Origin of the sequence: Streptomyces sp. RLB3-17 (assembly GCF_007113425.2) — a bacterium.
Classification (GTDB): domain Bacteria; phylum Actinomycetota; class Actinomycetes; order Streptomycetales; family Streptomycetaceae; genus Streptomyces; species Streptomyces mirabilis_D.
Genome location: NZ_CP041610.2, coordinates 3,788,127 through 3,800,807 on the forward strand (window position 1 = coordinate 3,788,127; position 12,681 = coordinate 3,800,807).

The 12,681-nt window shown below is 72.5% G+C and carries 13 protein-coding genes; 6 read left to right on the forward strand and 7 right to left on the reverse strand.

Translation table 11 applies throughout. From position 1 onward, the window contains the following. Positions 1–18: 18 nt before the first annotated feature. Both yaaA and eda read left to right on the forward strand, forming a co-directional pair. Positions 19–801 carry a peroxide stress protein YaaA gene (yaaA, locus tag FNV62_RS17530; RefSeq protein ID WP_097284455.1) on the forward strand — a complete coding sequence of 261 codons (783 nt, stop codon included), beginning with the start codon at positions 19–21 and terminating at the stop codon, positions 799–801. A 105-nt stretch (positions 802–906) separates the two neighbouring features. After that, positions 907–1,557, forward strand: coding sequence for a bifunctional 4-hydroxy-2-oxoglutarate aldolase/2-dehydro-3-deoxy-phosphogluconate aldolase (eda, locus tag FNV62_RS17535; RefSeq protein ID WP_144315377.1), 651 nt, complete (start codon positions 907–909; stop codon positions 1,555–1,557). Here eda and FNV62_RS17540 read toward each other — a convergent pair. Continuing rightward, positions 1,541–2,557, reverse strand: coding sequence for a zinc-dependent alcohol dehydrogenase family protein (locus tag FNV62_RS17540; RefSeq protein ID WP_144315378.1), 1,017 nt, complete (start codon positions 2,555–2,557; stop codon positions 1,541–1,543). The two genes, eda and FNV62_RS17540, sit on opposite strands and share 17 nt — an antisense overlap. 207 nt (positions 2,558–2,764) lie before the next feature. Between FNV62_RS17540 and FNV62_RS17545 the strand changes: the two genes are divergently transcribed. After that, positions 2,765–3,484, forward strand: coding sequence for a helix-turn-helix domain-containing protein (locus FNV62_RS17545; RefSeq protein ID WP_318658502.1), 720 nt, complete (start codon positions 2,765–2,767; stop codon positions 3,482–3,484). An 18-nt stretch (positions 3,485–3,502) separates the two neighbouring features. Here the strand turns inward: FNV62_RS17545 and FNV62_RS17550 are convergent, their stop codons facing one another. From FNV62_RS17550 to FNV62_RS17560, 3 genes are read right to left on the reverse strand one after another with little or no spacing between them, the layout of a single operon-like run. Next, positions 3,503–4,771, reverse strand: coding sequence for a bifunctional RNase H/acid phosphatase (locus FNV62_RS17550; RefSeq protein ID WP_143607923.1), 1,269 nt, complete (start codon positions 4,769–4,771; stop codon positions 3,503–3,505). Between the two features lie 12 nt (positions 4,772–4,783). Further along, positions 4,784–5,527, reverse strand: a complete 744-nt coding sequence (locus FNV62_RS17555) for a zinc ribbon domain-containing protein (protein WP_054230916.1) — start codon at positions 5,525–5,527, stop codon at positions 4,784–4,786. Continuing rightward, positions 5,524–6,381, reverse strand: coding sequence for a Nif3-like dinuclear metal center hexameric protein (locus FNV62_RS17560; RefSeq protein WP_143601468.1), 858 nt, complete (start codon positions 6,379–6,381; stop codon positions 5,524–5,526). The genes FNV62_RS17555 and FNV62_RS17560 overlap by 4 nt, the downstream gene beginning before the upstream one ends. Before the next feature lie 256 nt (positions 6,382–6,637). Between FNV62_RS17560 and FNV62_RS17565 the strand changes: the two genes are divergently transcribed. The 3 genes from FNV62_RS17565 (at position 6,638) to FNV62_RS17570 (ending at position 9,558) form a co-directional block, all read left to right on the forward strand. Next, on the forward strand, positions 6,638–7,924 hold the full coding sequence (locus FNV62_RS17565; protein ID WP_225900277.1) for a hypothetical protein: 1,287 nt from the start codon (positions 6,638–6,640) through the stop codon (positions 7,922–7,924). 62 nt (positions 7,925–7,986) lie between these two features. Then, positions 7,987–8,154 (forward strand): hypothetical protein, encoded by a 168-nt coding sequence (locus tag FNV62_RS54590; protein WP_165854109.1) that lies wholly within the window; start codon positions 7,987–7,989, stop codon positions 8,152–8,154. Between the two features lie 279 nt (positions 8,155–8,433). Then, positions 8,434–9,558 carry a helix-turn-helix transcriptional regulator gene (locus FNV62_RS17570; protein WP_143601469.1) on the forward strand — a complete coding sequence of 375 codons (1,125 nt, stop codon included), beginning with the start codon at positions 8,434–8,436 and terminating at the stop codon, positions 9,556–9,558. A 12-nt stretch (positions 9,559–9,570) separates the two neighbouring features. Here FNV62_RS17570 and FNV62_RS17575 read toward each other — a convergent pair whose 3' ends face one another. The 3 genes from FNV62_RS17575 to FNV62_RS17585 are packed head-to-tail and all read right to left on the reverse strand — an operon-like array spanning position 9,571 to position 12,525. Then, complete coding sequence (locus FNV62_RS17575) at positions 9,571–10,509, reverse strand: 3-oxoacyl-ACP reductase (protein WP_060897709.1); 939 nt, start codon at positions 10,507–10,509, stop codon at positions 9,571–9,573. A gap of 36 nt (positions 10,510–10,545) precedes the next feature. Next, positions 10,546–11,622 carry a Zn-dependent alcohol dehydrogenase gene (locus tag FNV62_RS17580; protein WP_060897708.1) on the reverse strand — a complete coding sequence of 359 codons (1,077 nt, stop codon included), beginning with the start codon at positions 11,620–11,622 and terminating at the stop codon, positions 10,546–10,548. Between the two features lie 45 nt (positions 11,623–11,667). After that, positions 11,668–12,525 carry a MaoC/PaaZ C-terminal domain-containing protein gene (locus tag FNV62_RS17585; protein ID WP_060897707.1) on the reverse strand — a complete coding sequence of 286 codons (858 nt, stop codon included), beginning with the start codon at positions 12,523–12,525 and terminating at the stop codon, positions 11,668–11,670. Between the last annotated feature and the right edge of the window lie 156 nt (positions 12,526–12,681).

Sequence of the window (12,681 nt, forward strand, 5' to 3'; positions counted from 1 at the left end):
CGTTAGGAGAACACCACCGTGCTCGTGCTGCTGCCGCCTTCCGAGGGCAAGGCACCCTCCGGCCGGGGAACCGCGCTGAAGCTGGAGTCGCTGTCCCTGCCCGGGCTCACCGAGGCGCGTCGGGCGGTCCTCGACGAGCTGGCCGAGCTGTGCGCCGGCGACGAGGAGAAGGCCCGCGAGGTGCTCGGACTGAGCGAGGGCCTGCGCGGCGAGATCGCCAAGAACACGCAGCTGCGCAGCGCGGGCGCGCGCCCGGCCGGGGAGATCTACACGGGGGTGCTGTACGACGCCCTGGACCTGGCCTCGCTGGACACGGCGGCCAAGCGGCGCGCGAGCCGCTCGCTGCTGGTCTTCTCCGGGCTGTGGGGCGCGGTCCGGGTGACGGACAGGATCCCGTCGTACCGCTGCTCGATGGGGGTGAGGCTGCCGGGGCTCGGGGCGCTGGGCGCGCACTGGCGTACGCCGATGGCCGCCGCGCTCCCCGAGGCGGCCGGCGACGGGCTGGTGCTCGACCTGCGGTCCTCGGCGTACACGGGCGCGTGGAAGCCGAAGGGTGAGGTGGCCGGGCGGACGGCGACGGTCCGGGTGCTGCACGCGCCCACCCGGAAGGTGGTCAGCCACTTCAACAAGGCGACGAAGGGGCGGATCGTACGGAGTCTGCTGGCGGCGGGCGCCGCGCCCGCCGGTCCGGCGGAGCTGGTGGAGACCTTGCGGGACCTCGGGTACGAGGTGGAGGTGCAGGCGCCCGCGCGGGCGGGGACGGCCTGGGCGCTGGATGTGCTGGTGAACGAGGTGCACTAGAGCCGCACGAGGTGCACTGGAGCGGCCCGGTGCACCGGAGCAGGGGTCGTTGCAGCATATGCAACGCCCTTTGCGCATGCTGCACGACGAGGGCACGATGAGCCCATGAGCTCACCGCTGCCCTCGGTTCCCGCCGCCTCCGTGCTGGATCTCGCCCCCGTGGTACCCGTCGTCGTGGTGAACCAGGTCGCGGACGCCGTACCCCTGGCCACGGCACTCGTGGCGGGTGGGCTGCCCGCGATAGAGGTGACCCTGCGGACGGCGTGCGCGCTCGACGCCATCCGGGCGATCGCGGACGGGGTGCCCGGCGCGGTGGTCGGCGCGGGCACCGTCATCACGCCGACGCAGGTGGCGGAGTGCGTGGCCGCGGGCGCCCGCTTCCTGGTCAGCCCCGGCTGGACCGACGTACTGCTCGATGCCATGAAGGCGTCCGGGGTGCCGTTCCTGCCGGGGGTGTCCACGACCTCGGAGGTGGTGGCGCTGCTGGAGCGCGGGGTGCGGGAGATGAAGTTCTTCCCGGCGCAGGCCGCGGGCGGCACGGCGTACCTCAGGTCGCTCGCCGGACCGCTGCCGCAGGCCAGGTTCTGCCCGACGGGCGGCATCGGCCCCACCTACGCGCCGGACTACCTCGCCCTCCCCAACGTCGGCTGCGTGGGCGGGACATGGATGCTTCCCGAGGACGCGATCGCGGCGAAGGACTGGGGGCGGGTGGAGAGCCTGGCGCGCGAGGCGGCCGCGCTCAGGCCACGCGGATGACGACCTTGCCGAAGGCCACGCCGGACTCGTAGTAACGGAACGCCTCGTGGACCTCGTCGAAGCCGAAGGTCCGGTCGACGACCGGGCGGGTGCCGTGCAGGGTGAGGGCCCGGTTCATGGACTCGAAGTGAGTACGGCTGCCGACGAAGAGCCGCCGCATCGTCACCAGGCTCGACGCGAGCGCGTCCGTCGTGATCTCCAGAGAGGCCTTGCGCGGGCTGTTGGCGCTGACCAGGACGATCCTGCCGTAGAGCGCCGAGGCGCGGACCGACTGCTCGATCGTCTCCGGGCCCACGGTCTCGACGACGAGGTCCACGCCACGCCCGCCCGTGAGGTCGCGGACCGTCCGTCCCCACGCGGGGTGGTCGGCGTACCGCACGACGTGGTCGGCGCCCAGGGCCTTGAGCCGCTCGGCCTTCTGCGGGCTCGACGTCGTGGCGACGACCTCGGCGCCCAGCAGCTTCGCGAACTGCACGGCGAACAGCGAGAGCGCGCCCGTGCCGAGGGTCAGCACCGTCTCGCCGGGGACCACCGCCTCCCCGCCGGTCAGCGCGTGCCAGGCCGTGACGCCCGCGCAGGGCAGGCAGGCGGCCTCCTCCCAGCCGAGGTGGCCGGGCACCCGCACCGCCGCGTTCTCGTCGAGGCGCGCGTACTCGGTGAGCATGCCGGGCAGGGTGGCGCCGGGCTGGTCGATCCGCGCGGAGGTGATCCTGCCGTCGATCCACTTCGGGAAGTACGTGCTCGCCACCCGGTCCCCGACCGCGAACCGGGTCACCTCCGCGCCCACCGCGACGACTTCGCCCGCTCCGTCACTCAGCGGGATCACGTCCGGCACGGCCTTCAGCGGATAGGTACCGTTCAGGATCAGCAGATCGCGCTTGTTGAGGGAGACGGCGCGGACGCGGACGAGGATGTCGCGGGGGCCGGGCTCGGGGCGGTCCGTCTCACGCGGGGCGATGCCGTCGACGGTGCCGGGCGTTTCGAGGTGGTAGGCGCGCATGTCGGCTCTCTGGGGTGTGCTCCGTGGATGCGTCCATGCTGCTCGGACGGGGTACGCCGCTCAATTCCCCGTGGGGTATGGCCGGACTGTCCTACCCGTGACGTACAACTGAGCCATGACCATCAGCACCGCAGCCGCCTCGGTGACCGAACCCCCGCCCTTCGCCCGGGAGCTGCTGCGCTGGCGCACCGCCGCCGGGTCAGTCAGCTGGAGCTCGCCTCGCGGGCGGGCACGACCCAGCGGTACGTCAGTTTCATCGAGCGCGGACGCTCGGTGCCCGGCAGGGAGATCGTGATCCGGCTCGCCGAGTCGCTCGGCCTGACCCTGAGGGAGCGCAACTCGCTGCTGCTGGCGGCCGGTTACGCGCCCGCGTTCGCGGAGTCACCGCTCGACGCGGTCACGCTGAAGCCCGTACGTGAGGCGTTGGACAGCATCCTCGAAGGGCATCTGCCGTATCCGGCGGTGGTGGCGGGTCCGCGGGGTGAACTCGTCGCGGCGAACGAGGCGTTCGACGTGCTCACCGAGGGCGCGGACCCCGCGCTGCTCGCGCCGCCCGTCAATGTGCTGCGGCTCGCGCTGCATCCGCGCGGGATGGGTTCACGGGTGGTGAACCTGGACGCGTGGGGGCAGCACATCGTGGAGAACCTGCGGGCTCGTGCCGTGCGCAGTCCCGATACCCGACTCGCCTCCCTGGCCGAGGAGTTGGCGGACTACGTACCGGCGAGTGAGCCCGGCGCCGACTATCTCGGGTTCGCCGTGCCGCTGCGACTGCGGTGCGCGGAGGGCGAGTTGAGACTGCTCACCACGCTGACGTCGTTCGCGACCGCGGTCGACGTGACGCTCGCCGAGCTCCACCTGGAGGCGTTCCTGCCGGCGGACCGGGAGACCGCCGAGATCCTGCGGGCCCGGGCCGCTCGGCGCGGGTGACCTGCGGGCCCGGGTCGCTCAGCGCAGGTGAGAGGTGTCGTTGAAGAGGCGCAGGCTGGCGTTGCCGTCCGCGTAGTACGCCACCGCCGACAGGGAGGCCGCGGAGAGCTCCATCCGGTACAGGGACTCCGGCGGGGCACCGATCGCGAGCCGTACGAGGCTCTTGATCGGGGTGACATGGCTGACGAGCAGGACGGTGCGGCCCGCGTAGGAGGCGATGAGCTTGTCGCGGGTGGTGGCGATACGGCGGGCGGTCGCCGCGAAGCTCTCGCCGCCGCCGGTCGGTTCGGCCTTCGGGGAGGCGAGCCAGGTCTTCAGGTCCTCGGGGTACCGCTCCTGCACCTCGGCGAAGGTCAGGCCCTCCCAGGCGCCGAAGTCCGTCTCGCGCAGGCCGTCCTCGATGGCGACGTCCAGTCCCAGGCGGGCGGCGACGGCGGCGGCGGTCTGGCGGGTACGGGTGAGTGGCGACGCCACGATCGCCTGGACGGTGCCGCGTGCGGCCAGCGCGGCGGCGACGCGCTCGGCCTGCTCCCGGCCCACGTCCGAGAGCGACGGGTCGGTGCCGCCGCTGCCGGAGAAACGCTTCTGGGGGGTGAGCAGGGTCTCGCCGTGACGCAGGAGCACGAAGGTGGTGGGGGCGCCCATGTCGGCGGTCGCGCCCCAGCCGGTCGACGGGGCCGGTGTGGCCACGTTGCGTGCGGCCCGTGCGTCGTCCTCGGACTTCGTGGCTTCGCCGCGGGGTGACGGGGCGGAGCCGGGAGTCGTCGGAGTGCGGGGCTGTGGGGGCTGGTCGCGCAGTTCCTCGCGCCCCTGAAGGGGCGCCGCGGAACCCGGCGTCAGCAGTTCCGCCGTCGATGCGGACGGGGACCACTGTTCGCCGCGCCGCCCCGCGTCCATCGCCTCGTTGGCCAGTCGGTCCGCGTGCTTGTTCTGCTCGCGCGGCATCCACTCGTAGGTGATCCGGTCGGGCGGGAAGACGCGGGCCGCCTCCGCGGCCAGCGGCTTCATGTCCGGGTGCTTGATCTTCCAGCGGCCGGACAGCTGCTCGACGACGAGCTTGGAGTCCATCCGGACCCGTACGCGCGCGGCCGGGTCCAGTTCGTGGGCGGCGCGCAGGCCCGCCACCAGGCCCCGGTACTCGGCGACGTTGTTGGTGGCGATGCCGATGTACTCGGCACGCTCCGCCAGCGTCTCCCCCGTGGCCGCGTCGATGACCACGGCGCCGTACCCCGCGGGTCCCGGGTTGCCCCGGGAACCGCCGTCGGCCTCGACGATGAACTCCCGCACGCCCCGCGCCCCTTACAGACCGGACTCGGACGTACGCACCAGGATGCGGCGGCAGTTCTCGCAGCGCAGCACGGTGTCCGGGGAGGCCGCCTTCACGTCGTTGACCTCGGTGATGTTGAGCTCGAGGCGGCAGCCCTCGCAACGGCGCTGGTAGAGCCGCGCGGCGCCGACGCCGCCCTGCTGCTGGCGCAGCTTGTCGTAGAGCTTCAGCAGGTCGGCGGGGACGGAGGCCGCGACGACCTCGCGCTCCTTCGTCACCGAGGCGATCTCGCCGTCGAGGGACTCGAAGGCGGCGTCCCGACGGCCGGTCGCGTCGTCGATCTTCGACTGCACGGAGGAGGTCCGCTCGGTCAGCTCGGCGACCCGCTCCTGCGCGGACTCGCGGCGCTCCATGACCTCGAGGACGACGTCCTCCAGGTCGCCCTGCCGCTTGGCGAGGGAGGTGATCTCGTGCTGGAGGTTCTCCAGGTCCTTGGGGGAGGTGACGGCACCGGAGTCCAGGCGCTGCTGGTCGCGGTTGGCGCGCTGGCGCACCTGGTCCACGTCCTGCTCGGCCTTGGTCTGCTCGCGGGCGCAGTCGCTCTCCTCGGTCTGCGCGGCGACGAGCAGGTCGCGCAGCTGCGTGAGGTCCTTGTTCAGCGACTCGATCTCGGCGTGCTCGGGAAGGGACCTGCGCTTGTGCGCGAGCTGCTGCAGGCGTACGTCGAAGGCCTGGACGTCGAGAAGTCGGATCTGGTCGGCGGGCGCGGCGTTCAGTTGGGGGCTCCCATTGCGTTAGGTGTTTCGGTGGACGCCGCGTGGGCGGTCCAGGGGTCGGTGACCGTCTTGGAGACGTGGACCCGCAGGTCCCATCCCTTGCGGTCGGAGATCTCGTCGAGCTGGGCGGCGGCCAGCTCGCACCAGGGCCACTCGGTGGCCCAGTGCGCCGCGTCGAGCAGCGCGAGAGGACTGTGGGCGCGGGCCTCTGACGCCGGGTGGTGGCGCAGGTCCGCGGTGAGGAAGGCGTCGACGCCGGCGGCGCGCACGTCGTCGAAGAGGCTGTCGCCGGAGCCGCCGCTGACCGCGACGGTCCGTACGACCGCCTCCAGGTCACCGGCGACGCGGATGCCCTGCGCGGTGGCGGGCAGTCGCCCGGCGGCGCGCGCGGCGAGTTCGCGGACGGTCAGCGGGTGGTCCAGCTCACAGACACGGCCGAGGCCGCGGCGGCCCTCGGGGTCGGTGGGGTCGGGCACGAGCGGCCGTACGACCCGGAGGTCGAGCGCCCCGGCGAGGGCGTCGCTGACTCCCGGGTCGGCGCGGTCGGCGTTGGTGTGGGCGACGTGCAGCGCGATGTCGTTCTTGATGAGGGTGTGCACGACCCGGCCCTTGAAGGTGTCGGCCGCGACCGTCGTCGTCCCGCGCAGATAGAGCGGATGGTGGGTGACCAGCAGGTTCGCGCCCAGCTTCACCGCTTCGTCGACGATTTCCCGAACGGGGTCGACGGCGAACAGGACGCGGGTGATCTCCTGGTCCGGCTCGCCGCACACGGTGCCGACCGCGTCCCATCCCTCGGCCCTCTCGGGGGGCCAGAGGGTGTCGAGCGCGGCGATGACTTCAGACAGACGGGGCACGGGGAAAAGGCTACCTGGCTTGGGCCGGTGCCCCACCGGTCGCGGGCCGGTCCCGGGGTGCGCGACCAGGGGTCCCGGCCGCGGGCGGCCCTTGATGATCCGGGCCCCACCCCCTTCTCCCCGCACCGTTCAGCACACGCATCGCCGTTCCCTCAGGCGAATCGCGGCACGGCCACCCTTATGTGTGAAGCGCCCGCCCGCCGGTCCCACGTCTGTGCGTGCGAAAACTAGCTTCGTCGCCGGAGGTGACCGAACGATGACGGCCTGTGCCACCGAGCCTGCGGCGGAACCCGGGGACGAGCGGGCCACTCGCCCCACGGATACGACCGCCCGCCCCGCGGATGCGATCGCCCGCCCCATGGATGTGATCGCCCGCCCCACCTGTGTGATCGCCGCGGACGGAACCTACGCGGCCCGCCTCGTCCTCGACGGCGAGTGCTGGTTCCCCGAGCGCTGGACGCTGGACGGCCCCGAGCCCTACGCCGTACCGCTGCCGTCCCACCAGCCGGAGGAGCCCGGCACCGAGGTGCTGCCGATGTCCGACGGGCGGGTGCTGATCCACCGCGTCGCGGACGGGCGGCACACGTTCTCGCTGCTGTACCCGACCGGGCCCGGCACCGGGGAACTGCTCCTCGGCGCGGTGGAGTGCCACGACGAGGACACCCGGCTGTGGCTGCTGCCGCCCGCGCCGGACGGGGAGCACGCGTACGCCCTCGCCGCGGGCCGTGGCTCCACGGCGGTGTGGCTGGTGGCGGGCGGGGTGTTCGGGCCCGAGCACCTGGCCGAGGTGCCGGGCCACTGTTCGGGCGGGGTCTGGCTGGACGGCACGGGGCGCCTGCTGGCCCTGGACCGCCACCAGGACGGCCGCACCAAGACGGTGGTCGTCGACCTGGGGCGCGGCGGTGAAGTAACGCCACTGCTGCAGATCGCCGAGGACAGCGACGACCGGCTGCTGCTCGCGGACGCCGACAGCGGACTGCTGCTGGTCCGCTCCGACGCGCCGTCCCCGGGCCACGACCGCCTCGGCTGGGGGGTCCTCGGCAGCACCCTGCCGATCCGCTTCCCCGACTGTCTGCGCGCCACCGACTGCGCGGTGACGCCGTTCGCGGTCCAGCCGGGGCAGGTACTGACGCCGGAGGCCTGCGCGGTGGCCCTGCGCATCGACGGGCCGGCCGGCAGCTGGGTGGGCGTGTGGCGGCCGTTCGAACGCCAGGTCCACCATCTCGCTGCCCCGGAGGGCTGGTTGGCGGGCGCGGGCCTGTGGACCAGGGAGGGGGTCCTCCAACTGCCGTACACGACGGGGGCGGTGCCGTGCGGGGTGGCGAAGGTGACGGCGCCCGCCGCCGCGGTGACGGCGGAGGCGCCCCCTCCGCCGGAACGGCCCGCGGCGCGCCCGGTCCCCCTCCAACAGGCACCGCTGAGCGGGCAGTCCCCCGTGAAGAGGCGGCCCCTCTTCGCCCGCGCGGTACCCGAGGACGAGGCCTTCCGGGCCGACGGCGGGCCCGGGGGCGAGAACAGGTCACCCGCCCCCGTTCCCGCGTGAGCGACCGGTTAGAATCCCCCGGCTACAAAGAAGGATCTTGTTGACGGGGTGAACACTTCCACATGAGCGAAACCAGCACCATGGAACCGCCGGCCACCGACGCCCACGAGGCGACGGTCCAGGACGAAGGCCACGGCAAGCACCGCGGCCCGGTCTCCGGCCGGGACGACGAGGCGACCCCTCACGGCCGCCACCGCAAGCCGTCCGACCAGCAGAACACATCGGCCTGACGGTAAGCAGGACCAGCGATACGGCCCCGCTCGCGCTCGGCGCGAGCGGGGCCGTTTCATGCGGGGCTCCCCCGGGCCCCACGCGCGGGTGACGTCCTCTTGTCGGAGCGTGGGCCGACCCCCACAATCGAGTCTCACGGTACGGAACCGACATCCGCGGGGGTATCCCAGATTCCTGGGATATGACAGACCGATATTCCAGCTCTTCCAGTCATTCCGGATATTCAGCAGCCAAGGCATTCAGGGTATTCAGGGCATTCCAGCTTCCGGGACACGCCTATGATCCTTTCCGAGACCACCAGCCGCCTCGAACGCGGGCTGCGGGGCGAGTTGAGCGCCCTCGCCGTGCTCGACCGCACGACCCGGGTGCTGCTGGACGCCGTACCGGCCGATGTGTGGTGCGGGGTCGTCCTCGACCCGTCGACCCTCCTCGACACGGGCGGCCAGCACGAGTCGGGGTTCCCCGAGTCGAGCATGCGGCGGCTCTTCGAGATCGAGCACGTGGAGCAGGACGACGTCGACAACCTGCGGGCGCTGACCCGGCGTTCGGGCAAGGTGAGCCTGCTCAGCAGATCGACCGACGGGCGGCTGGACGAGAGCAAGTACTACCGGGAGATCCTCCGGCCTCTCGGCCTCACCGACGAGTTACGGATCCTGCTGCGCCACGGACCGCGCACCTGGGGCCTGCTCGTGCTGTGCCGTGACGCGCACACCCGCCCCTTCTCCGCGGCCGAGCTCGCCGTCGCCGAGGCCGTGAGCGTGCCCGCGTGCGCCGCGCTGCGCCGCTCGCTGCTGCTGTCCGGCGTGGACTGCGGACCGCTGCCGGACGCGCCCGGCTGGGTGGTGCTCGACGGCGACCTCGGCATCCGCTCGATGTCACCGACCGCGCAGCACTGGCTCGACCAGCTCCAGGAGCAGCACGCGCCCGGGCGCGGCGAAGGGGGCCCGTACCTGCTGCGGGCGCTGGCCGTGCAGGCCCGGGGCGAACAGGCCGGGGCCGGCGCGCACGTCCGGGCGCCCACGGGCACCGGCCGGTGGATCTCCCTGCGGGCCTGGCCCCTCGAACAGGACGGTGAGCCGGCCGTGGTGGTCTCCGTCGGCCCCACCGAGCCCGCCGAACTGACCGCGCTGGTCCTGGATGTGTACGGGTTGTCGCCGCGGGCCCGGGAGATCGCCCAGCACGTCCTGCTGGGCCGTTCGACGAGCGAGATCGCCGGGCACCTCGGGGTCTCCGAGTACACGGTGCAGGACCATTTGAAGCAGGTCTTCGGCAAGGTGGGGGTGCGCAGCCGCCGCGAGCTGGTCGCCGAACTGTTCTTCCGGCACTACTTGCCCCAGCTGGCACACCCGCCCCTGTCGACCGACGGCCGACTGCTCAGCCCGGAGCACGACGACCAGGGGTAGCTGTCGGGCGAGCTAGGTGTGCTTGAGTCCCAGTACCTCCGCCGCCGCGAACGTCTCCCCCGGTGGCCGCTGCGCGTAGTACGGGCCGAGCAGTGCGTCGAGTTCGTCGTAGGTGAAGGCATCCTGCTTGGTGTCGAACTTGGCGGCCACCCGCGGCCGTTCGACGACCGCGACCATGCCGCCGTGCACCACGAGCAGCTGTCCGTTGACGTGCGCGGCGGCGGGCGAGGCCAAGTAGCCGACGAGGGGCGCGACATGCTCGGGGGCGAGGGGATCGAGGCCCTGATCGGGCACCTCGAACCCGTGGAACACGTCCTCGGTCATCCGGGTCCGGGCGCGCGGGCAGATGACGTTGGCCGTCGCGCCGTACTTCGCGAGCGCCAGCGCGGTCGAGGTCGTCAGCCCGACGATGCCGCCCTTGGCCGCCGCGTAGTTGGGCTGTCCCGCCGAGCCCGCGAGGAACGCCTCCGAGGAGGTGTTCACGATCCGCCCGTACACCGGCCCGTTCGCCGCCTTGGACCGCGCCCGCCAGTGCGCGGACGCGAAGTGGGTCGTGTTGAAGTGCCCCTTCAGATGCACGCGGATGACGGAGTCCCACTCGTCCTCGGACATCGAGAAGACCATCCGGTCGCGCAGGATGCCCGCGTTGTTGACGAGGATGTCGAGCTTCCCGAACTCGCCGATCGCCAGGTCGACCAGCTCACGGGCCCCTTCGCGGTCGGAGACGTCCCCGGTGTGGGCGAGGGCGCGGCCGCCCGCGGCGCGGATCTCGGCGGCGACCTCCTCGGCGGGGGTGGCCGAGGCCGCGCCGGAGCCGTCCCGCCCGGGCTGCCCGTAGTCGTTGACGACGACGGCGGCACCCAGGCGGGCCAGTTCCAGCGCTTCGGTCCGGCCGAGCCCGCGCCCCGCGCCGGTGACGATCGCGGCGAGCCCTTCAAGTGGCAGTGACATCGAAGTCCTCAGCAATCGTGGCGGCGGTCGTGGGGGTCAGATCTCGATGCACGTACGCAGCGCGGTTCCCGTCCGCATCTGGTCCAGCGCCTCGTTGATCCCGGACAGCGGCACCCGGTGGGTGATCAGGCTCTCCAGGTCGATGCGGCCCGCGCGCCACAGGGCGACCGTCCGCTCGTACGACCGCAGGACGTCTCCGCCGCCGTACATGGACGGCAGGATCCGCTTCTCGTCGAAGAACAGCTCGAACATGTTGAGCTGCAGGAAGTCGTCCATGGCGCCCGCGCCGACGATGACGAGGGTGCCGCCGCGGCGGGTGTTCTCGTACGCGGTGCGGGCGGTGGCGGAGCGGCCGACGACCTCGAAGACGTAGTCGAAGCCCTCGCCACCGGTCACCGACTGCTTCGCGCCCGGGAGTTCGTCGGGCGAGACCGCCTTCGTCGCGCCGAACCGCAGCGCGGCCTCCCGGCGCGAGGCGACCGGGTCGACGGCGACGATCTCGGCGGCGCCCTTGAGGCGCGCGCCCTGGATCGCGGAGATGCCGACGCCCCCGCAGCCGATCACGGCGACCGAGGAACCGGCCGCCACGTCCGCGGTGTTGAGGGCGGCGCCGAGGCCGGTCGTCACTCCGCAGCCGATGAGGGCCGCGATGTCGAAGGGCACGTCGTCCGGGATCGGCACGGCGGAGCCCGCGTCGACCACGACCTCCTCGGTGAAGGTGCCGGTCCCGGCGAAGCCGAAGACGTCTTGGCCGGGCCGCCGGAAGTTGGGCGTGCCGGCGTTCATGAACCCGGCCAGGCACAGCTGGCTCTGGCCGCGCTTGCAGGCGGGACAGACGCCGCAGGCAGGCAGCCAGCAGACGACGACCCGGTCGCCGGGCTTGAGATGGGTGACGCCCTCGCCGACCTCGACGATCTCCCCGGCGCCCTCGTGGCCGGGTACGAACGGCGCGGGCTGCGGCAGTACGCCGCTCATCGCGGACAGGTCGGAGTGGCACAGCCCGGTGGCCCGTACCCGGATCCGCACCTTGCCCGGCCCGAAGCCCACCGCCTCGATGTCGTCGAGCACTTCCAGCTTGTCCTGGCCTATCTCGTGCTGTACGGCTGCGCGCATGGTGCGGCTCCCCTCGACAACGGGCTGATCACTGACGGGCTGGGCTCAGGAGTGTGTGACGACGGTGTCGGCGAGGACCGGCGCGTCGTCCCGCTCGACGGCGCTCACGGCCACCCGGACGCTGCCTTCCCGCCGCCACATGCGGATGCGCAGGGTCTCCCCCGGGTACACGACCCCGGCGAAGCGCGTGGTGTGCGAGCGGACGCGCGCCACGTCCCCGCCGAGCAGCGTGTCGACGACCGCCTTGAGCGTCATCCCGTACGTGCACAGCCCGTGCAGGATCGGCCGGTCGAACCCGGCGAGCTTGGCGAACTCGGGGTCGGCGTGCAGCGGGTTCCAGTCGCCGGAGAGCCGGTAGAGCAGCGCCTGCTCCTCGCGGACCTGGCGCTCGACGGTCCGGTCCGGCGCACCGGTGGGCTCCTCGAGGCGGGTGGAGGGGCCGCGGTCGCCGCCCCAGCCGCCCTCTCCCCGTACGAAGATCTGGGCGTCGTTCGTCCACAACGGTCCCTCGGCGTCGGCGACCTCGGTGCGCATGACCAGGACGGCCGCCTTGCCCTTGTCGTACACGGCGGCGATCCGCCCGGTGGCCAGGGCCTTGCCCTCGACCGGGATCGGGCGGTGCAGTTCGATGGTCTGGCCGCCGTGCAGGACGCGGGCGAGGTCGACGTCGACGCCGGGCATGGACAGGCCGCTGATCACTCCGGGGGAACCGGCGCCCGCGACGGTGGCGAAGCTCGGCAGGACGTGCAGCTTCGATTCGAGGGTGTAGCGCAGCTCGTCGGGATCCGTCGCCGGGACGCCCGCTCCGAGGCCGAGGTGGTAGAGCTGGACGTCCTTGCGGTCCCAGGTGATCTCACCGCTGCGGGGTTCGGCGGCGAGGGCCTTGGCGGCGTCGATGGGCATGGGGCTCCTGATCAGTAGCGCGAAAGACCTCGGTGCGGCCGTCCGCACCGTCGGCCGCACCGAGGTCGACACTGGCCGATCTAGAACGCGTTCCAGTCCGGCGACCCTTGTATAGCCCAGCACTCGGCAGTTGTGAAGGCTCCTGACGCTCTGTCA

What these genes read in the sequence shown, in the direction of transcription:
- FNV62_RS17570 (WP_143601469.1), top strand. Translation starts at nt 8,434, where the DNA reads ATGATCCTTTCCGAGACCACCAGCCGCCTCGAACGCGGGCTGCGGGGC.
- FNV62_RS54590 (WP_165854109.1), top strand. Translation starts at nt 7,987, where the DNA reads ATGAGCGAAACCAGCACCATGGAACCGCCGGCCACCGACGCCCACGAG.
- eda (WP_144315377.1), top strand. Translation starts at nt 907, where the DNA reads ATGAGCTCACCGCTGCCCTCGGTTCCCGCCGCCTCCGTGCTGGATCTC.
- FNV62_RS17580 (WP_060897708.1), bottom strand. Translation starts at nt 11,622, where the DNA reads ATGCGCGCAGCCGTACAGCACGAGATAGGCCAGGACAAGCTGGAAGTG.
- FNV62_RS17575 (WP_060897709.1), bottom strand. Translation starts at nt 10,509, where the DNA reads ATGTCACTGCCACTTGAAGGGCTCGCCGCGATCGTCACCGGCGCGGGG.
- FNV62_RS17565 (WP_225900277.1), top strand. Translation starts at nt 6,638, where the DNA reads ATGACGGCCTGTGCCACCGAGCCTGCGGCGGAACCCGGGGACGAGCGG.
- FNV62_RS17585 (WP_060897707.1), bottom strand. Translation starts at nt 12,525, where the DNA reads ATGCCCATCGACGCCGCCAAGGCCCTCGCCGCCGAACCCCGCAGCGGT.
- FNV62_RS17540 (WP_144315378.1), bottom strand. Translation starts at nt 2,557, where the DNA reads ATGCGCGCCTACCACCTCGAAACGCCCGGCACCGTCGACGGCATCGCC.